The following is a 19775-nucleotide window of genomic DNA, read 5'->3' as shown; positions in this document are numbered from 1 at the left end:
TATTTAAATAGGAAAAGGTTATTTTTCATCCGTTTCATTTTCTTGACAATTTTTACAAATCCCATGGAATGTTAAACGATGATCTTTCACCTTAAAGCTCCAGTCTCGTTCCACTTTATTCTCCACTTCACCAAGTAAATCTTCTTGTATTTCTTGTACAGCACCGCATTGTGTACAGATTAAATGATGATGGAAACGCTGTGCACCTTCTTGGCGTAAGTCATAACGCGAAACACCGTCTCCAAAGTTAATTTTATCGACAACTTTCAACTCAGACAATAACTCTAAAGTTCGATAAACGGTTGCTAATCCGATCTCTGGCGACTTTTCTTTTACAAGGAGGTATACATCTTCTGCGCTTAAATGATCTTCTTCATTTTCTAGCAGCACACGAACTGTTGCTTCACGTTGTGGTGTCAATTTATAGCTCGCTGCATGTAATTGCTTCTTAATTCGTTCAATTCTTTCTTCCATTCGGTACTACTCCCTCCTCGCCACTCTTACACCATTATATCAGAAGAAGGGCTCCTGTCAAAAGAAAAACAATAAAAACAAATTGATAATTATTCTCAAAAAGTATTTATTGTTTGTTAATAGCCTCCACAACTTCTTTCATTAAAACTGGTGATGCATACACTTCGACACTGGAAGCAATAGCTAATACCGCTCCAATCACGAGAAAAAAGCATGTATAGCGAATTAATAACGGTAATAGTGGCTCAGTTATTTTCCGAATAAATTGATGCCTAATCATGCGTAAGGAAAAGCTTGCAGCAATTGTTGTCATTACGAGAAATACAGGAATTATAATTAAATTTTGTGGCAATACAGATACAAATGCTAATAATAGTCCATTCCATCCGTGCTGACTTACTAAAAAACCTACTGTAAATCCAACAACTACCCCTTTTAAAAATAGTAAGATAAAAATGAGCGGCAACCCAATAATTGAAATCCCCAAAATCCAAATAAAGCCGATATATTTTAATTGCGAAAAGTAACTTTCTCGAAACATTTCGCCTGCGACAGCAAATTCTCCTTTAGAAACTTGTCCAAAAAAACGCTGTAAATAAAATGATAAATCTTGCTTTTGGTTTATTTGTAAACTATTCACAAGAATCGCTCCAAATATTACTCCCATCAGTAATAAAACCGCATTAAATATATATAGTGAAGAATTTTCCTGTATGTGAGACATTACACGGTCTTGCCACGTTTTTCGCCACATTTTCCTTCCCTCCGTTCACACTCTTACTAAAAATGTATGAAAGAAAGAAAAAAAGTATGACGAATTAGCATTGAAATTCCGCTCCACTTTGCTAAACTAAAAAGTAGAGAATAGGAGGGATTTCTCTTGAAACCATTATTATTAGATTTTCCAACATTATTTCAAACTGAGCGCTTGCAAGTACGTAAGCCGTTTCCAGGTGATGGCACAGAAGTATATGAAGCAATCCAAGCTTCGCTAGAAGACTTATTACCATGGATGCCAATTACAGCTGAAACAGAAGAACGTGCTGAAGAAATTGTTCGCGAAGCTCACGGACAGTTTTTACTTCGTGAAACACTTGATTTCCACTTATACGATAAAGTATCTGGTACATTCATCGGAGCTATTACGCTCAAGCCTGAAAACTGGGATATTCCAAAGTTTTCACTTCACTTTTGGCTACATAGCGCTTATACAAAGCATGGCTATATGACAGAAGCCATTAAAGGTGCGATTCAATTTGCCTTTGATAAACTAGGTGCTAGAAGAATTGAAATTCGTACTGATGCAACAAATATAAACGCATGTAACTTAGCAGAACGTCTAGAATTTATTTTAGAAGGTACAATGGAAAATGATTTCCTAGCACCCGATGGCAGCTTACGCGATGCACGTGTATATGCAAAAATCAACTAAAAACACTCGCCTTAGGCGAGTGTTTATTTTTGTAATTGTAAATATTGTACTGCAAACATCGTCTTAGCATCATGTATGCGAAGGTCTTTCATAAGATCAATCGCTTCTTCTAATGACACTTCCATTAATTCCACAAATTCATCTTCATCTAAAGCTGCTTTATTTTCTTTTTGTTTTAATCCTGTCGCTTTATATACATATAAAATCTCATCTGCAAAACCAGGTGATGTATAGAAAGATGTAATAAGCTCCATATTTTCACATACATATCCTGTTTCTTCTTCTAATTCACGAACTGCTGTTACCTCTGGCTTTTCCCCAGGTTCTAACTTCCCAGCAGGAATTTCCACAATTGCCTTTTCGAGAGCTTTACGATACTGCTCAACGAGTACAATTTTCCCCTCATCAGTAATAGCAATAATAGCAACTGCCCCAGGGTGATTTACGATTTCACGTTTACTCATTTCTCCATTTGGTAATACTACATCATCAACACGAACTTTTATAACTCTACCATCAAAAATCGGTTCAGTTTTTACTGTTCTTTCTGCAAGATTACTCATACTACTTCATCTCCCTGTTCTATTTCCTAATCGTTCTTCATACATTTTACCACATTGAAAGGAGCGTGATAGAAATGAAAGTTTACATTTTACCAAATCGCGTCACTTTAGTCGGCAAAGCATGGCAAATTCGTCATAAGCTAAAACAATATGGCAAAGAGTATACAACTGTACAAGAGTGGATTACAGCAAATAAAAAGTAAACGTTTGTCAACCTCCTTCCCCTTTCGTACAATAAAGGTAAGGAGGTTGACCTATGAAAAAACGTCAATTAGGAAACTCAGATTTATATGTTACGGAAATTGGATTTGGCTGTATGTCTCTCGGTGCATCTGAGGCTGAAGCTATGCGTATTATCGATGAGGCAATCGATTTAGGAATTAATTTTTTTGATACAGCGGACTTATACGATTATGGATTAAATGAAGAATTTGTTGGAAAAGCTCTGAAAGGAAAACGTGACCAAATTGTTCTTACAACAAAGGTTGGAAATCGATGGACAGAAGAAAAAAACGGTTGGTCTTGGGATCCTTCTAAAGCTTATATAAAGGCCGAAGTAAAAGAGAGTTTACGTAGACTTCAAACAGATTATATTGATTTATATCAACTGCATGGCGGGACGATTGAAGATCCTATAGATGAAACAGTTGAAGCCTTTGAAGAATTAAAGAAAGAAGGGATTATTCGTCATTATGGTATCTCTTCTATACGTCCAAATGTCATTCGTGAGTATGCAAAACGATCAAATATCGTTAGCATATTAATGGAATACAGCCTTTTAAATCGTCGCCCTGAAGAATGGTTCCCGCTTCTTAATGAACAGCAAATTAGCGTTATTGCTCGCGGACCACTTGCAAAAGGGATTTTAACTAACAATAATGCAAGAAAGATAGAAAGAGTAAAAGAAAAAGATTACCTCTCTTATTCTTACGATGAGTTATATTCGACACTCACGAGTGTAAAAGAAATAACCCAAGAAAGCTCTTTAACAGGAACAGCTATTCAATATTGCTTACATAACGAAACTGTTGCAGCTGTTATACCTGGTGCAAGCTCTATTCAACAATTGCAAGAAAATATACAAGCTAGCCAACAGTTATCTTTAACAAAAGAAGAATATGTACAACTTCAAAAGATTGTTAAGTATGATTCATATGCTTTGCATCGCTAAAATATTGATACCGATAAAAGCAAAAGACTGCCCCCCAACACTAGGCGGCAGTCTTTTTTATAACGTATCATATTTATCAGGATTCGTTCCTACATGTAAATTACGATTTAACGTATTAATTTGATCCATCTCTTCTTCAGTTAATGAGAAATCAAAAATAGTAAAGTTCTCTTTAATACGAGATGGCTTAACAGATTTAGGAATAGTCACAATCCCACTTTGAATATCCCACCTTAATATAACTTGTGCAGGTGACTTTTCATATTTTTTAGAAATAGCCTGAATAATTGGATGCTGGAATACTTCGCCGCCTCTCATTAAAGGACTCCACGCTTCCATCTGAATTTGCTCACCTTGACAGAAATCACGCAATTCAAATTGCGCTAACATCGGATGAAGTTCCACTTGGTTTACCATCGGCTTCACTTTGCAATTTGGTAATAACAGTTCTAAGTGATGTTTATGAAAATTAGAAACACCAATCGCGCGCACTTTACCTTCTTCATATAGCTTTTCTAAAGCACGGTACGTATCAACATACTTCCCTCTTATCGGCCAATGGATTAAATATAAATCTACATACTCCATTTGTAATTTCTTTAAACTTTTTTCAAACGCCTCGAGCGTCTCCTCGTACCCTTGATCGTCGTTCCAAACTTTTGTTGTAATAAACAAGTCTTCTCGCGGGATTCCAGATTCACGAACCGCTTCTCCGACACCGCTTTCATTTTCATATACAGTTGCTGTATCAATCGAACGGTATCCAACTTCTAACGCTGTTTTTACTGCTTGTTTAACTTCGTCGCCTTCTTTCGCTTTATAAACGCCTAGACCAATCATCGGCATTTTCACGCCATTATGAAGTGTAGTTGTTGGAATATGCATACTCGTTCTCCCTTTCATTGTTACATTTTTATAAACCACCACTTTATTTCAACAAGATTCATCCAAAAAGTCAAAACATATGTACAGTTTACATAATAATTTTATACACATTTAAAAAAATAAAGTGAACTCAGTCATTCACTTTATTTCCTTTCCATTCTTTCGCTTTTTCATCAACATTACGTACAAATTCATTTTTTCCTTCTGTATACAACGTGCCATCATATGTATATTTTTCAGCTAGTTCTTTCTTTAAAGTCGCATACGCTTCTGCTTCTTCACAATGAGCCATCATATAATCACGAAATGCTAAATGCCTTACTATCTCAGGATTTCCTTTTTCAAATACGTGTAAGTGATACGAGCGTTTTTCCTCAGTCCCATGAATAAAATAACGACGTCTTGAAATACCATTTTCCCCTTTTACGATGTAACCAAGCTCTTTAAAACGTTCATTCCAATGATCTACTCTGTCGATACTCTCTACTTCCATAATCATATCTATAATTGGTTTAGCTGCCAGTCCTGGCACTGACGTACTTCCAATATGATGGACTTTCACCATTTCTGGCATCGCCGATTTTAATCTTTCGGCTTCCATTTGGAATTTCTCACTCCAATGATTTTCATACGGAACGACTACAATTTCCCTCATTCTAACTCCCCTTTTCTTACAAACTCGTCAAAAAAATGATCAGCGGCATTTCACTGACCATCTTTTTATTATTTAAAGTCTTTCCAAGTAAGGCTACTTTCACTTAACAGTTCTTCAAATGATTTATTCTTTTCACGTTCTTTTTGTTCCTTACGCTTTCTTTCTTGTTCTGCTGCCTCTTTTTTCTCTTCTCTCACTTGCAACTCTTTTTTCTTATTCTTTAATTGTTGCATTAACGAATCGTTCAATTGATCACCTAGTGTAAGTGATTCTTTCTCTGGTTGATTCATTTGAGAGTGTCTTTGTGTTTGTCTTTGCTTCTTTTTCTTCATACTATTCACCTTTTACTTTTTTCTCCATTATAGAGGATACACGGCGAAATCGACAATAAAAAAGGTTCCCTACTCTATTATTTATCTTTTGTAAATATGTTAATTTTTCGAAAAAACTAAATTTTTATATGGATATAATCCTAGTAATCTATTAAAATTATGTCGTATGATGTCAGATTATAAAAAAAGGAGAAATTAATTATGTGGAAAAAAATTATTCCTGCTGTTGCTGTTTTAAGTACTATTACTTTTTCAAGCGTATTCGCCGCTCCTCCATCTCAGACTCCTGCCGAACAAAACCGATACATAGACGTACAAATGCTTGGTATTAATGATTTACATGGTCAACTAGATACTGTAAAAAAAATTAACAATAAAGAAGCTGGTGGTGCTGATTACTTAGCTACTTATTTAAAAGAACGCAAAAAACAAAACCCTAATACACTTCTCGTACATGCTGGAGATATCGTCGGAGCTAGCCCACCAGTTTCTGCTTTATTACAGGACGAACCAACTATTGAATTTTTAAATGATTTAAAGTTTGATGTTGGTACAATTGGAAATCATGAATTTGATGAAGGCATTGATGAAATGCGACGTCTCATTTATGGTGGATATCATGAAAAAACAGGGAATTTCAAAGGAGCAAACTTCCCTTATGTCGCTGCAAACTTCTATAATAAATCAACTGGCCGCTTATTTTTACCACCATTCACTGTAAAAATGGTTGACGGAGTTCCTGTAGGGTTCATTGGAGTTGTTACAACGGATACACCGAATGTCGTTATGCCTACTATGCTTAAAAATGTAGAAATCACTGATGAAGTAGAGGCTATTAATAAATCCACACAACAATTAAAGCGTCTCGGCGTTAAATCTATCGTAGTCCTTGCACATGTCGGCGGAACAACTGATGAGTCTGGTGTAACAAATGGAGACCTCACTCGAATTGCAAATGAAACAGATCCCGAAGTTGATGTTATTTTCGGCGGACATAGTCATACGTACGTAAATGGTACTGTAAATAATAAACTTATCGTGCAAGCGAACTCTTACGGGATGGCTTTCTCTGATGTAGATGTAACGATTGATAGAAAAACAAAAGATATTGTGAAGAAAAAAGCTGAAGTTATTACAACGTACCATGAAGGTGTAGAGCCTGATAAACAAGTAAAACAAAAGTTAGATCAATATAAAGAAAAAATTGCACCGCTTGTAAATGAAGTTGTCGGAAAATCTACAGCACCTATCGACCGTAAACAAAACGATGCTGGTGAATCTACACTTGGAAATTTAGTTGCGGATGCCCAGCGCCAAACTATGCAAACACAAATCGCTCTTATGAATCCTGGTGGAATTCGTAATGATCTAGACGCTGGAGATATTACATGGGGCGAATTATACGGCATTCAGCCTTTCGGAAACCAATTAATTAAAGTAGATCTAACAGGTCAAGATATTCGTGATATATTAAATCAACAATGGCAAAAAGGAGCAACGAGAATGCTTCAAATTTCAGGTATTCAATACACTTGGGATGCAAATAAACCAAATAACGAAAAGGTTACGAATATCCGTTTAGCAAATGGTGAAGAATTAGTTCCCTCTAAAACGTATAGCGTAGTTGCAAATGCTTTCCTAGCTTCTGGCGGTGATGGATTCGTATCCTTTAAAAATGGAAAAAATGCTGAAACTGGTCCAAACGATTTTGAAGCATTAGTCGATTATGTAAAACAAGTGAAAGAACCAATTCAGCCGATTATTGATGGACGTATTCAAAAAAACAATTAAATACTATTTAAACTAGTGCGTGACACTCGAAAGAAGAAGCTCCTTTTATATGCAAGGAGCTTCTTCTTTTAGAGTCATACGTATTGTCATTCTTCTAGTGCAGTAAAGGATACGCACATAGCCCCTTGTTTCTTCGTAGTATATAGAAAACTATAATGGGAAGATTTGTATGTATTTCTATCAAACAATGACGATACATTGTATCGACAAACACATTCGTAGTATTGAGAAAGCAATTAATGGAGAATATAGCGCCATTCATTTTTATGCTAGATTAGCTACTTTAGCTCCAGACATAAATGAACGAACTCAAATCCTTGAAATTCGGCAAGATGAGCAACGAACAGTTGATTTTTACTTAGAAATTGCTGACGAAACGACAAATCAACAAGTGAAAGAAACATTTCAGCGCGCAGCAGCTGATGAACAAAATCATGCCGTTTGGTTCCTATATTACTTTTCGAAACAAAACAAAAAATGAAATAAAAGAAAGGATACACGCTCTTATATGGAACATAGTATCCTTTCTTTTATTTCTCTGGATACGTTTCATGATTAACATCATACCGTTGCAAAAACTCCTGTAGTGCTTCTTCTACAATTTTAGACTTTTGAATCCCTTTTGATTCCGATATAACATCTAGTCTTGCTAATACTTCTATATTAATCGAAAAGGTTCGTTTCTTTTTCTCTGTGCTCTTACTTATAATTTGAACACTTACTTCTTCTCTTTTTCTTAGCAATTCATAAATGCTTTGTAATTGTTCATAAATTAGTAATTGATAGTCTGTTTTTGCATATTGAAGGGCAGTAGCTTCTTGTATTTGCAAATGACGTGGCTCTTCACCATCACCTATAAAGATACGTTTTTTCTGCTCTCCATCATATTCATATCCAATCACCCTTAATTTCTTTGATAATGTATATGGGCTCATTTCAAGCCGTTTCGCTATAATAGCGATTGATTCGCGTCTATTTAAAGAATCAATAATTTCTCCAATCGTCACATTCTCCCTCCTCTCTTAATCGCCTAAACTTGAAATCAAACCAGTATGTTATGATACAATGATTTTCTAGTAGTATATGCAAAAGAAAGAGCCTGTGCGATTCATACCATTTAAGAAAAGGAGGTTTACATATGCTTTTTCGTAGCCATACCCCTCGGTTTTACAACGAAAAGAAGCAACTAATCCCTAACAGTATCGCTACGATAGAAAGCGTTATGATTAATGACCGGAAACAATCTCTCCTTATACGCGGCCAAAACGTGGATCAGCCTATTTTATTATGCTGTCACGGCGGTCCTGGTATGGCACAAATCGGCTTTATTCGCCATTTTCAAAAAGAGTTAGAAAAGCACTTTATCGTTATTAATTGGGATCAGCGAGGGGCAGGTAAATCCTTTTTATGGCGGGACATCCAAACAAATCTTACGATTGATCAATTTTTTTCAGATGCAAAAAAGGTTATTCAATATCTTCTCAAACGCTTTAATAAGCAAAAACTATTTCTCGCTGGTCATTCTTGGGGAAGTATTATCGGACTACAAATCGCTAATCAATGTCCCGAATATATAGAAGCATACATCGGCATCGGTCAAATCGTACATATGAAGCAAAATGAAGAATTACTATATCAACATTTAATTAGCTCTGCCAAAAAGCATGACCATAAAAAGGCATTAGCTTCTCTTTTAAAATTAGGGAAACCACCCTTTTTAGATACGAGACGCCTCATTATTCAAAGAAAGTGGCTTGGTACATTCGGAGGAGCAATCCAAAATGGATCTTCCTTTTCTTTCATACGAAAAGGCTTCTTTTCTCCTGAATATACGCTATTAGATTGGTTCAAATTTCTCGCAGGAAATTTAAAATCCGGAGTTTTATGGGAAGAGATGCTGACAATCGATTTCTTTTCATCTATTTCAAGTTTATCTGTTCCTGTTTATTTTTGTTCTGGTCGCTATGATTATCAAACTCCTTATGCACTCGTTCAACAATATTGCGATATCATTCAAGCTCCTATTAAAAAGATGATTTGGTTTCCAAACTCGGCACATTCTCCAGATTTAGAAGAGCCTGAGTTATTCGCTAAATCTTTACAATCAATTAAACAAGAACTATCTTTTCAACATTAATAACAAAAGGCGCTTTTACATTTCATAGAAAACATTTTATAATGATATGTCGCAAGTATATGTCACTACAAACACTTGCTTGCCTTAACAGAATAAAAATTAGGGAGATTACATTTATTATGAACGCTGTACTCATCGCAGTAGCAGTCATGCTACTGCTTAGTTTGTTACGTGTCCAAGTCATTGTCGCCATTATCGTTGGAGCTTTAACAGGCGGCCTTATCGGCGGACTCGGTATTTCAGAAACAATTAGTACTTTTACAGCCGGTCTTGGGAACAGTGCTCCTATCGCATTAAGCTACGCAATGCTCGGTGGATTTGCTATTTCCCTTTCAAAAACAGGACTTCCTGATGCAATGATCCAATCAGCTTTAAAATGGATCGGCAACGAACAAGACACGAAAAAACAAGTCTATTCTAAAATACTTATATTATTTATCATTTTAACAATGGCTTGTTTCTCACAAAATATTATCCCTGTTCATATCGCTTTCATCCCAATCTTAATTCCAGCACTTTTAAAAGTATTAAATGAGCTGAGGGTGGATCGTAGGCTTGTAACATGTCTTATTACATTTGGGTTAATTACCCCTTACATGTGGGTTCCAGCAGGGTTCGGAAAAATTTTTCATGACGTATTGCAAACAAATGCTGCGCAAAGCGGTCTTACATTTGATGTCGCACTTATTCCAAAAGCGATGACTATTCCAGCAATCGGTATGATTATCGGATTATGTGTAGCGGTTTTCATTACATACAGAAAACCACGTACATATGAAACAGAACAAATTCATGCTGCACAGAATGAAATCGTTCCCTATACGAAAAGAAGCATTACTTTGGGTTTATTATCAATACTCGCTACATTAACTGTGCAATTAGCAACAGAATCAATGATTTTTGGTGCTTTAGCAGGTATTATCGTCTTATCAGTTAGCGGTAGCCTCCCTCTTAAAGAAGCCGATGCTATTTTAACGAGTGGAATGCGTATGATGTCCTTTATCGGATTTGTTATGATTTCTGCCGCTGGATTTGGCGCTGTTCTTCGAAAAACTGGACATGTTGAATCTCTTGTGCAAACGAGTGCACATATAATCGGAAATAATAAACCGCTTGCTGCATTTCTTATGCTCATTATTGGACTTCTCGTTACGATGGGAATTGGCTCTTCCTTTTCAACCATCCCAATCTTAACAACAATTTTCGTACCGTTATGCGTCCAGCTCGGATTTAGTCCCATGGCTACAATCGCAATTATCGGTACAGCTGGTGCACTTGGTGATGCAGGTTCTCCAGCATCTGATAGTACACTTGGACCAACGTCTGGTTTAAATGCTGATGGTCAGCACCATCATATATGGGATACATGTGTCCCAACATTTCTACACTATAATATACCGTTACTTATATTCGGCTTTATTGCCGCAATTACACTATAAAAGGTGCGTTTTAAAAACGCACCTTTTACTTTGTTGTTTCTCTCTCAATGCACCTAAATTCTGTTTCCACTTCTTCTTGTCGCACTTGTTTCTTCTTTATTTTTCCTATTAACTGTTGAAAAGCTATTTCCCCATTTTCTTCGATATAACTTCCAATCGTCGTTAATGATGGACTTATCCATTCACCCTCTACACTCCCGTTAAATCCAATGATTTGTAACTTACCTGGTATATGAATATTAAGAGTTTTCGCCGCCCTGATTAGCTCAATAGCGACCTTATCACTTGAAGCTACAACCCCATCTATGTATGGATGCTTTTGTAACAATTCAAGAAACTGTTGATTCGTATACCCTTGTACAATTTCCTCTCGATAAGAAAGTCCTTCTTTCCAAGCAGTATCTAGAAATCCTGCCACATGCTCTTCCATTTCTTCACTCTCTACTCCCTCACCGATATAAGCAAGAAACTGGCAGCCTTTCTCTTTTAATAAAGAAACAGCTTTCTGTCCACTTTCATAATAGCTCATAAGAGATTGTCGTTCTTCAAGCACAGCGAAAGGAAGTGAGATGTCTCCTATACTTCGAAAAACAGATTTCGTCATTATAACGCCTGCAATGTTATTTTGCTCCAACATATCTATGTATCTATTCTTATTTTCTATATTACAAACTATTACTTGATACCCTTCTTTGTATGCTATTTCCTCAACGAAACGGAGCAAAGTGATGTATGATGGATTATGCAAATTATCTACAAGTAATGCAATCACCATTGAAGGCTGTTTAAATAAAGGCTTTGCTGTAGCATTCGGTCTATAATGTAATTCTTCAATTGCTTTTTTTACTTGTTTCACCGTATCTTCATGGACATATCCTTTTTCGTTAATGACTCTTGAAACGGTTGCGACTGAAACACCGGCCAATTTTGCAACATCACGTATAGTTGCCACATCGTCACCCCTTAATATGGTAATAGATTACAATTTTAAACTAAACCAAAATATAACATTCGTCAAGGTTATTGTTTTATATTTCTGAAAATTGTTACACAATTCCCACTCTACTCATAAAGTGAAACTTTAATCAGTGGGGGTTTTGTTCATCCCCCACTGATTATTAGTTGAACCAATCGGGCGTTTACGGGCAGTGGATCTCCCACCTAACTTCTTTGCTCCAACTGAATTTTGAGGTGGGAGTTTTACTGCCCGTTAATGCGGGAGAAAATATACTCCAGCTGAATTTCATGTGAAATCGCGATATTACCATAACCAATAAATGGAATTTCTTTCTTTATTTTTCGTGCTTCCTTTACCGCATCAATATACAAGTTCGTCATCATGAAGTTACGTTTTTGATAAAAACGAAGTGCGTTCATATTATCATTCGTCGTAATAAGCCACACTTTTTTACATTCGTTCTCTTTTGCCACTTGCAACACACAATCCACCAGTTTTGTACCAATCCCCTTCCCTTCCTCAAAACTATTTAACGATACAATTTCACACATGTTTTCTATCACTTTATATGTTATAATTCCCACTATTCTGTTATTTCTAAGTACAATAAAACCAGGTAATTCTTCTAATTGATGTACTCTGCCTCGCGAGACCATCATTGAGCTTCCCCAATTTTCACACATAAAATCCTGAATTACTTCTTTCATTTCTGGTGTGATTTTTTGTATATGAACCATACACGATTTCTCCCCTTTTCACATCATTGTGATACAATGTTAGTGTATCACATGTAGAGGTATTTGGAGGATGAGGTAAAGTATGAAACGTTTTTTTACAGCATTGTTTACTATACTAGGTGCACTAACTGCGATTGGGATTTTCTTTACAAATAAAGTTATGTACTTGAAGAAAAAAACAGAGGAAGAAGTTTTAGAACGCGAAACGAAAAAGCATTTTCATTTGGACGATTTTAAGGCTATTCAAAAAGAAGAGGTTCACATCCCTTCTCAATTCGGATACGAACTTCACGGATATTACATGCCAGCTGGTCATTCCAATAAATTTATGATTTTTTGCCACGGTGTGACTGTAAATAAAATGAATTCCGTTAAATATGCAAACTTATTTTTAAATAGAGGATATAACGTATTTATTTATGATCATCGCCGTCATGGTAAAACCGGTGGTAAAACAACAAGTTATGGCTATTATGAAAAACATGATTTAAAGTCAGTAGTTGACTGGCTAAAGGATCGTTTCGGAACGAATATTACACTCGGAATTCATGGTGAATCTATGGGCGCTGCAACTCTTCTTCAATATGCAGGATTTGTAGAAGATGGTGCTGATTTTTATATTGCTGATTGTCCTTTCTCTGATTTTTATGGACAGTTACAACATCGTTTGAAAGTTGAGTTTCATTTGCCAAAATGGCCTTTATTACCTTTAGCAAATGCCTTTTTAAAAGTTCGTGATGGCTATACAATTCGTGAAGTTTCACCAATTGATTGTATAAAAAATATTAACAATCCGGTTCTCTTTATTCATAGTAAAGATGATGACTATATTTTATCTGATATGACGAAATCACTTTATGAAGCGAAAGAAAATAATAAACAGCTTTATATTGCAGAACATGGTGCACACGCTTGCTCTTATAATGAAAATAAAGAAGAGTACGAAGATGCCATCGATCAATTTTTAAACACATATGTAAAAGAAACAAAAAACAGGCTTGCATAAGCCTGTTTTTTTACTGCGCTAAAACGTCTGTAACTTGTTCCATATTTTCAGAAATCCACTTTACTGCCTCGTCTAGCGTTGGGAATTCCGTCGTTTGAAAAGTTACCTCATCTTGAAGTAACCAAACATCTTTCGGTTCTTGTCCTACACCTGCGATTGACCAATGAAGTAAACTATATGGATGATTATCATTCAAAAATGATGCCCATGTGCGCTCATTTGCAATATTTTGTAGTGTGTGTAATTTTTTATCCATCTTTCGTCACCTTACTCTAGTCAGTTATAAAAACTATTATAACACTCTCTTCTCTCTCAAACAAAGCGCTCTTTTTATATTGTCAAGTACTCTCCCTAATTATATGATGAGAGTAAGCGTTTGGAAGGGAGGGATAACGTTGGCAAAAGTACAAATTAAAGTGAATGATAATGGCTCTTTTCGCGTTACAGGGGACGTGGAATTAGTTGACTCACAAGGGAATGTATTCCCAGCAAAACCAGCATTTTCTTTATGTCGTTGTGGTTTATCAAAAAACATGCCTTATTGCGATGCTTCGCATAAAGGAAAATTCGAGTCTGTTGTTAGAGCACCAGAGGCAGAATAAATATTTAAAGAGCATGCACATTTATTTGTGTATGTTTTTTCTTTTGATCAAAGCCTATACAGCCCTTCCCCTTTCCACATTTCTATTACTTTCTTCCCCATTCAAATCGGTATATATTTTCAAACAATTCTTCACATTCGAATATTTTTTACTATGCTTTTTTCTTTTTTGTGCTATAATGTGAGCAAACAACATCCTTCGGGGTCGGGTGAAATTCCCAACCGGCGGTGATGAAGCGATAGCTTCTAAGTCCGTGACCCGTTTTCAACGCGAAAACGGTGGATCTAGTGAAACTCTAGGGCCGACAGTATAGTCTGGATGGGAGAAGGATATGTTTTCTAGTAATTTTATATAGCGAATACACTTTTATTTCAGTATGCATATTTTTAAAGTTTCATTTTGAATCTTTATATATGTTTTATTTTGTATAGTTATGTTTCTATACTGAAATAAAAAGATACGACTAGCGTTGAAAGAATTTGATATTTTGCTAGGTTTTTTCCTTATGCCAAAATATCAGTCATCGTTAGGTTTCTTTCCTATACTTTCGTATTCGAACTATATTTCTAGAAATCACGTCTCCCAAACCCCAAGGATATAAAATCCTTGGGGTTTTTTGATTTTTTCAGGAGAGGTGAAAAGAATGACAGATCAAGAATATATGAGGATTGCCTTGCAGTTAGCACAAGGAACATCGGGACAAACAAGCCCAAATCCTATGGTTGGTGCCGTTGTTGTTAAAGATGGAAAAATTGTTGGAATGGGTGCCCACATGCGTGCTGGTGAAGAACATGCTGAAGTTCATGCTCTTCACATGGCTGGTGAAAGAGCAAAAGACGCTACCGTTTATGTAACACTTGAACCGTGTAGCCATTTTGGAAAAACACCCCCTTGCTGTGAATTACTCATTGAAAAAGGAGTTCAGCGTGTTGTAATTGCTACTCTTGATTGCAATCCACTCGTTTCCGGCAATGGAAAAAGGAGATTAGAAGAAGTTGGAATCGAGGTAACTACTGGTGTTCTTGAGGCGGAAGCCACTTTATTAAATCGATACTTTTTTCACTATATGAAAACGAAACGTCCCTTTGTAACAATAAAAACAGCAATGAGCTTAGATGGAAAAACAGCAACTATAACCGGTGAAAGTAAGTGGATTACAGGCGAAGAAGCACGCGCTGACGTTCACCAGTATCGTCATATACATGATGCTATTCTAGTCGGTGTGAATACAGTTCTAACTGATAATCCACACTTAACAACACGAATTCCAAACGGAGGTAAACATCCTATACGCGTTATTTTAGATACCCACTTACGAACGCCGCCATCTTCTTATGTCATAACAGATGGCTTAACTCCGACATGGATTATTGTCGGTAAGGATGTAAACAAAGAGAAAATAGCGTCTTATGAATCTAACAATATAGCTGTATTCCAAATGAAAACACAGCAAATTGAAATACAAGATGTCCTATCCCTGCTCGGTGAGAAACAAATTCTTTCTCTGTTCGTTGAAGGTGGTCAAACGGTGCATGCAAACTTCTTAAAAACAAATAGTTTTAATGAAATCGTGACCTATATAAGCCCGAAATTAATTGGTGGAAAAGATGCACCCACCTTATTTGGCGGAGCTGGTTTTTCGAAGTTACAAGATGCACTTTCCTTAACAATTCAAGAGATGAAACAAATCGGTAATGATATAAAAATTGTTGCAACCTTAAAAAGCGAGGTGACGGAATGTTTACAGGAATCGTAGAAGAGTTAGGAACGATATCAAGCATGACTCAAAGTGGTGAAGCAATGAAGCTAACTATTAGCGCAAAGCAAATTTTATCGGATGTCAAATTAGGTGATAGTATCGCAGTTAACGGCATTTGCTTAACAGTAACTACTTTTACGACTACTTCATTCACTGTCGACGCAATGCCTGAAACAATGAAAGCAACATCACTTCGTATGCTAAAGCCAAGTGCCAAGGTGAATTTAGAACGGGCGATGGCTGCAAGCGGACGATTCGGTGGACATTTCGTCACCGGACATATCGATGGCATCGGTACGATTTTAACTAAAAAACAACATTACAATGCCATCTATTACAAAATAGCAATTTCTGATGAATTACTACGCTATTGTTTGCATAAAGGATCCGTTGCTGTTGATGGCACTAGCTTAACAATATTTGATATAGACGAATCTTCAATTACAATTTCACTCATCCCCCACACAGTAAGCGAGTCTATAATCGGAGAAAAAAAAGCCGGGGACATCGTAAACATTGAGTGTGACATGATTGGAAAATATATTGAACGCTTTATCTCAAAGCCAGCAAAAAGAACTGGTTCAATGACCGAAAGCTTTTTACAAGAAAACGGATTTCTATAAGGAGGAAGCACAATGTTTCATCGTATTGAAGAAGCTCTAGAAGATTTAAAACAAGGAAAAGTCGTTATCGTATGTGATGATGAAAACCGAGAAAATGAAGGCGATTTTATTGCTTTAGCAGAGTACATTACACCAGAAACGATTAATTTTATGATTACACACGGTCGTGGTCTCGTTTGCGTACCGATTACGGAAGGGTACGCAGAACGTCTACAGTTAGAACCAATGGTATCTCATAATACAGATTCACATCATACTGCTTTTACAGTAAGCATCGATCACGTTTCTACAACAACAGGCATTAGTGCTCATGAGCGTGCAACTACGATACAAGAATTGTTAAACCCTGCATCAAAAGGCGCTGATTTCAATCGCCCTGGACATATCTTTCCATTAATTGCGAAAGAAGGCGGTGTACTGCGCCGTGCTGGTCATACAGAAGCCGCTGTCGATTTAGCCAAACTTTGCGGAGCAGAACCAGCTGGAGTCATTTGCGAAATTATAAATGAGGACGGTACGATGGCACGTGTACCTGATTTACTAGAGTGCGCAAAACAATTTGATATAAAAATGATTACAATAGAAGATTTAATTGCTTATCGCCGCCATCACGAAACACTCGTGACGAGAGAAGTGGAAATTACATTACCTACAGATTTCGGTACTTTCCATGCGATTGGCTATTCTAACTCATTAGATATGAAAGAACATATCGCGCTCGTAAAAGGTGATATTTCAACAGGCGAACCTGTACTTGTACGCGTTCATTCAGAATGCTTAACAGGAGATGTATTTGGTTCGTGCCGCTGTGATTGCGGACCACAGCTACATGCTGCACTTGCTCAAATTGAGCGTGAAGGAAAAGGTGTTCTTCTCTATATGAGACAAGAAGGACGAGGAATTGGCCTTCTGAATAAGCTTCGCGCTTATAAGTTACAAGAAGAAGGGTTAGATACTGTAGAAGCAAATGAAAAACTTGGGTTCCCAGCTGATCTTCGTGATTACGGTATTGGCGCTCAAATTTTAAAAGATTTAGGCTTACAAAGTTTACGATTATTAACGAATAATCCACGAAAAATTGCTGGCTTACAAGGTTACGATTTAGAAGTAACCGAGCGTGTACCGTTGCAAATGCCAACAAAAGAAGAAAATAAAACGTATTTACAAACGAAAGCAAGCAAATTAGGACATTTACTAAACTTATAATTAAGGGAGAGATACATTATGGTATTCGAAGGTCATTTAGTTGGTACAGGATTAAAAGTTGGGGTTGTTGTTGGACGTTTTAATGAGTTTATTACAAGTAAGTTACTTGGCGGAGCTTTAGATGGATTAAAGCGTCACGGTGTAGAAGAGAATGATATTGATGTTGCATGGGTTCCTGGTGCATTTGAAATTCCTTTAATCGCTAAAAAGATGGCCAATAGCGGAAAATATGATGCTGTTATTACATTAGGTACAGTAATCCGCGGTGCTACAACACATTACGATTACGTTTGTAATGAAGTAGCAAAAGGTGTTGCGTCTTTATCACTACAAACGGACATTCCAGTTATTTTCGGTGTATTAACGACAGAAACAATTGAACAAGCGATTGAACGTGCAGGTACAAAAGCTGGTAATAAAGGATATGAATCGGCAGTTGCTGCGATCGAAATGGCTCATTTATCAAAACAATGGGCTTAAAAAAGAGGCTACGGCCTCTTTTTTTATTTTCTCACCTTTTTTCGTACATCTTCTATTAATTCATCCATCGTTTTTCCTTCTGTTTTTATACGAAGAGCTTGTGCTGTTCTCCACACATTTTCTCTCTTTTCCGCTTCTTCTATAATAGAAATTTCCTTCCTCACTTCTTTTAAATCTTTTCCTTCTGTTTCAAGCCCAAAATGTTCAGCTTTCGTTCGAAAATGCTGTTCAATTCTTTGTTGCATTTCTTTTTGTTCAGGATTTTCAGCCGCCTTAACTGGATCAGCACTTATCGCTTTTATTAAAATCAGACAGGTCATAATCGTTAATATGTATTTGTACATGTAAAATCCTCCAACCCGATATAAATTACATTTTTACTATGTACAATTAGGGCTTGGAAAATTCGTCCACAAAATTATTTTTCTCGTCCAAAAGTGACTACTATCAAGCGTTAATGGACTTTTATTACATTTTATTTACAAAAAAAAGCAAACCCTTTAAAGAGTTTGCTTTTCATCTATCTTATAGCGCACATTCTTCAATCTCAAATCCTAAATCTTCAATCATACCCCAGTCCGCAGTCGGCTCTTGTCCAGCTGTTGTTAAATAGTCCCCGACAAAGATAGAGTTTGCTGCAAATAAACCAAGTGGCTGTATAGAACGTAAATTAAGTTCTCGACCACCTGAAATACGAATTTCTTTTGTTGGATTTACAAAACGCATCATCGCCAGCACTTTTAAACATTCTACAGGTGTTAATTCTTTTTGTCCTTCAAGCGGAGTACCCTTTACAGCAACAAGGAAATTACATGGAATAGAATCCGCATCTAAACGTTGTAATTCAAATGCAATTTCAGCGCGCTGTTCAATCGTTTCTCCCATTCCGAAAATTGCTCCAGAGCATGGAGAAATACCGGCTTGCTTCGCTTTTTGGACTGTATCAACACGATCGTCATACGTATGCGTTGAACAAATGCTATCATAATTGTTGGCATGCGTATTTAAATTGTGATTATAACGATGCACACCAGCTTCTGCTAACTGACCTGCTTGATCTTCATTTAAAAATCCTAAACAACAGCAAATTTTTAAATCTGTCGTTTCACGAATTTCCTTAACTGCTCCAATAACGTGATTTACTTCTTTATTCGTCGGACGACGACCAGATGCAACAATACAATATGTACCTGCTTTACGACGAATTGCTTCGTGCGCTCCTTCAACAATTTTCTCTTGTGTTAACCATGCATACTTATCAATCGGTGCTTCTGAAATAATAGACTGTGAACAATACCCGCAATCTTCAGGACATAATCCAGATTTCGTATTTATAATCATGTTCAACTTTACTTTTTTACCAAAATGATGATGGCGAATGATGTAAGCTGCATTCATAATTTCTAAAACCTCTGTATCATCAGCTTCTAATATTGCAATTGCATCTTCTTTCGTAATCATTTTCTCTTCTACTACGTCGTATGCAAGTTTTTTCCAATCCCTTTTTGTTTGTACTTGTTTCATT

The 19775-nt window shown here is 36.5% G+C and carries 25 protein-coding genes and 1 riboswitch; of the genes, 13 read left to right on the top strand and 12 right to left on the bottom strand.

Annotated elements, in window-relative coordinates; all coding sequences use genetic code 11:
• Window positions 1-18: 18 nt before the first annotated feature.
• Window positions 19-474 carry a ferric iron uptake transcriptional regulator gene (fur, locus tag MHH66_RS06345; protein ID WP_000392654.1) on the bottom strand — a complete coding sequence of 152 codons (456 nt, stop codon included), beginning with the start codon at window positions 472-474 and terminating at the stop codon, window positions 19-21.
• 106 nt (window positions 475-580) lie between these two features.
• Window positions 581-1228 carry a stage II sporulation protein M gene (spoIIM, locus tag MHH66_RS06340; protein ID WP_002014939.1) on the bottom strand — a complete coding sequence of 216 codons (648 nt, stop codon included), beginning with the start codon at window positions 1226-1228 and terminating at the stop codon, window positions 581-583.
• A gap of 126 nt (window positions 1229-1354) precedes the next feature.
• On the opposite strand from spoIIM, the gene MHH66_RS06335 reads away from it, so the two are divergent.
• Window positions 1355-1906, top strand: a complete 552-nt coding sequence (locus MHH66_RS06335) for a GNAT family N-acetyltransferase (RefSeq protein ID WP_002033881.1) — start codon at window positions 1355-1357, stop codon at window positions 1904-1906.
• A gap of 23 nt (window positions 1907-1929) precedes the next feature.
• On the opposite strand, the gene MHH66_RS06330 is transcribed toward MHH66_RS06335, so the two are convergent.
• Window positions 1930-2469: an NUDIX domain-containing protein gene (locus tag MHH66_RS06330; protein WP_002014941.1), complete on the bottom strand. Its 540-nt coding sequence runs from the start codon at window positions 2467-2469 to the stop codon at window positions 1930-1932.
• 74 nt (window positions 2470-2543) lie between these two features.
• On the opposite strand from MHH66_RS06330, the gene mciZ reads away from it, so the two are divergent.
• The gene (mciZ, locus tag MHH66_RS06325) at window positions 2544-2672 is read left to right on the top strand and encodes a Z-ring formation inhibitor MciZ (RefSeq protein WP_000870295.1); all 129 of its coding nucleotides are present in this window, start codon (window positions 2544-2546) and stop codon (window positions 2670-2672) included.
• A gap of 53 nt (window positions 2673-2725) precedes the next feature.
• Window positions 2726-3640: an aldo/keto reductase gene (locus tag MHH66_RS06320; protein ID WP_078184394.1), complete on the top strand. Its 915-nt coding sequence runs from the start codon at window positions 2726-2728 to the stop codon at window positions 3638-3640.
• 57 nt (window positions 3641-3697) lie between these two features.
• Here the strand turns inward: MHH66_RS06320 and MHH66_RS06315 are convergent, their stop codons facing one another.
• From MHH66_RS06315 to MHH66_RS06305, 3 genes are all read right to left on the bottom strand, one after another.
• The gene (locus MHH66_RS06315; protein WP_063218947.1) at window positions 3698-4525 is read right to left on the bottom strand and encodes an aldo/keto reductase; all 828 of its coding nucleotides are present in this window, start codon (window positions 4523-4525) and stop codon (window positions 3698-3700) included.
• 130 nt (window positions 4526-4655) lie between these two features.
• Window positions 4656-5180, bottom strand: coding sequence for a GrpB family protein (locus MHH66_RS06310; protein ID WP_061674474.1), 525 nt, complete (start codon window positions 5178-5180; stop codon window positions 4656-4658).
• 68 nt (window positions 5181-5248) lie between these two features.
• A complete protein-coding gene (locus MHH66_RS06305; RefSeq protein ID WP_002014945.1) occupies window positions 5249-5512 on the bottom strand; it encodes a YqkE family protein in 264 nt (87 codons plus the stop codon).
• 201 nt (window positions 5513-5713) lie between these two features.
• Between MHH66_RS06305 and MHH66_RS06300 the strand changes: the two genes are divergently transcribed.
• Complete coding sequence (locus tag MHH66_RS06300) at window positions 5714-7303, top strand: bifunctional metallophosphatase/5'-nucleotidase (RefSeq protein WP_078184395.1); 1590 nt, start codon at window positions 5714-5716, stop codon at window positions 7301-7303.
• 169 nt (window positions 7304-7472) lie between these two features.
• The gene (locus tag MHH66_RS06295; RefSeq protein ID WP_063218945.1) at window positions 7473-7784 is read left to right on the top strand and encodes a ferritin-like domain-containing protein; all 312 of its coding nucleotides are present in this window, start codon (window positions 7473-7475) and stop codon (window positions 7782-7784) included.
• 49 nt (window positions 7785-7833) lie between these two features.
• Here the strand turns inward: MHH66_RS06295 and MHH66_RS06290 are convergent, their stop codons facing one another.
• A complete protein-coding gene (locus tag MHH66_RS06290) occupies window positions 7834-8310 on the bottom strand; it encodes a ribbon-helix-helix domain-containing protein (protein ID WP_002014948.1) in 477 nt (158 codons plus the stop codon).
• A 131-nt stretch (window positions 8311-8441) separates the two neighbouring features.
• On the opposite strand from MHH66_RS06290, the gene MHH66_RS06285 reads away from it, so the two are divergent.
• Together MHH66_RS06285 and MHH66_RS06280 are read left to right on the top strand one after the other, a co-directional pair.
• Window positions 8442-9440, top strand: a complete 999-nt coding sequence (locus tag MHH66_RS06285) for an alpha/beta fold hydrolase (RefSeq protein WP_002138220.1) — start codon at window positions 8442-8444, stop codon at window positions 9438-9440.
• Window positions 9441-9559: 119 nt separating this feature from the next.
• A complete protein-coding gene (locus MHH66_RS06280) occupies window positions 9560-10879 on the top strand; it encodes a Na+/H+ antiporter family protein (protein WP_002138221.1) in 1320 nt (439 codons plus the stop codon).
• A 25-nt stretch (window positions 10880-10904) separates the two neighbouring features.
• Here the strand turns inward: MHH66_RS06280 and MHH66_RS06275 are convergent, their stop codons facing one another.
• Both MHH66_RS06275 and MHH66_RS06270 read right to left on the bottom strand, forming a co-directional pair.
• Window positions 10905-11831 (bottom strand): LacI family DNA-binding transcriptional regulator, encoded by a 927-nt coding sequence (locus tag MHH66_RS06275; RefSeq protein ID WP_063218944.1) that lies wholly within the window; start codon window positions 11829-11831, stop codon window positions 10905-10907.
• Between the two features lie 248 nt (window positions 11832-12079).
• Window positions 12080-12574 carry a GNAT family N-acetyltransferase gene (locus MHH66_RS06270; protein WP_078184396.1) on the bottom strand — a complete coding sequence of 165 codons (495 nt, stop codon included), beginning with the start codon at window positions 12572-12574 and terminating at the stop codon, window positions 12080-12082.
• An 82-nt stretch (window positions 12575-12656) separates the two neighbouring features.
• On the opposite strand from MHH66_RS06270, the gene MHH66_RS06265 reads away from it, so the two are divergent.
• Window positions 12657-13580: an alpha/beta hydrolase gene (locus MHH66_RS06265; protein WP_002033868.1), complete on the top strand. Its 924-nt coding sequence runs from the start codon at window positions 12657-12659 to the stop codon at window positions 13578-13580.
• A 10-nt stretch (window positions 13581-13590) separates the two neighbouring features.
• On the opposite strand, the gene MHH66_RS06260 is transcribed toward MHH66_RS06265, so the two are convergent.
• A complete protein-coding gene (locus MHH66_RS06260) occupies window positions 13591-13836 on the bottom strand; it encodes a DUF2552 family protein (protein ID WP_002014992.1) in 246 nt (81 codons plus the stop codon).
• A 139-nt stretch (window positions 13837-13975) separates the two neighbouring features.
• Between MHH66_RS06260 and MHH66_RS06255 the strand changes: the two genes are divergently transcribed.
• From MHH66_RS06255 to ribH, 5 genes are all read left to right on the top strand, one after another.
• Complete coding sequence (locus tag MHH66_RS06255) at window positions 13976-14182, top strand: CDGSH iron-sulfur domain-containing protein (RefSeq protein ID WP_001151582.1); 207 nt, start codon at window positions 13976-13978, stop codon at window positions 14180-14182.
• A 190-nt stretch (window positions 14183-14372) separates the two neighbouring features.
• Window positions 14373-14516: riboswitch (FMN riboswitch) on the top strand.
• Window positions 14517-14825: 309 nt separating this feature from the next.
• On the top strand, window positions 14826-15938 hold the full coding sequence (gene ribD, locus MHH66_RS06250) for a bifunctional diaminohydroxyphosphoribosylaminopyrimidine deaminase/5-amino-6-(5-phosphoribosylamino)uracil reductase RibD (RefSeq protein ID WP_063218942.1): 1113 nt from the start codon (window positions 14826-14828) through the stop codon (window positions 15936-15938).
• Window positions 15920-16564 (top strand): riboflavin synthase, encoded by a 645-nt coding sequence (gene ribE, locus MHH66_RS06245; RefSeq protein WP_063218941.1) that lies wholly within the window; start codon window positions 15920-15922, stop codon window positions 16562-16564. The genes ribD and ribE overlap by 19 nt, the downstream gene beginning before the upstream one ends.
• 12 nt (window positions 16565-16576) lie before the next feature.
• Window positions 16577-17770, top strand: a complete 1194-nt coding sequence (gene ribBA / locus MHH66_RS06240; protein WP_078184397.1) for a bifunctional 3,4-dihydroxy-2-butanone 4-phosphate synthase/GTP cyclohydrolase II — start codon at window positions 16577-16579, stop codon at window positions 17768-17770.
• 18 nt (window positions 17771-17788) lie between these two features.
• Complete coding sequence (ribH, locus tag MHH66_RS06235) at window positions 17789-18250, top strand: 6,7-dimethyl-8-ribityllumazine synthase (RefSeq protein ID WP_000230892.1); 462 nt, start codon at window positions 17789-17791, stop codon at window positions 18248-18250.
• Window positions 18251-18273: 23 nt separating this feature from the next.
• Here ribH and MHH66_RS06230 read toward each other — a convergent pair whose 3' ends face one another.
• Entirely contained in the window at window positions 18274-18594 is a 321-nt protein-coding gene (locus MHH66_RS06230) for a hypothetical protein (RefSeq protein ID WP_002088493.1), read from the bottom strand.
• 181 nt (window positions 18595-18775) lie between these two features.
• Window positions 18776-19774, bottom strand: a complete 999-nt coding sequence (bioB, locus tag MHH66_RS06225) for a biotin synthase (protein WP_078184398.1) — start codon at window positions 19772-19774, stop codon at window positions 18776-18778.
• Between the last annotated feature and the right edge of the window lies 1 nt (window position 19775).

The organism is Bacillus sp. FSL H8-0492, assembly GCF_038006145.1.
Lineage (GTDB): Bacteria > Bacillota > Bacilli > Bacillales > Bacillaceae_G > Bacillus_A > Bacillus_A mycoides.
This window is presented reverse-complemented; position numbering and strand designations above follow the sequence as displayed.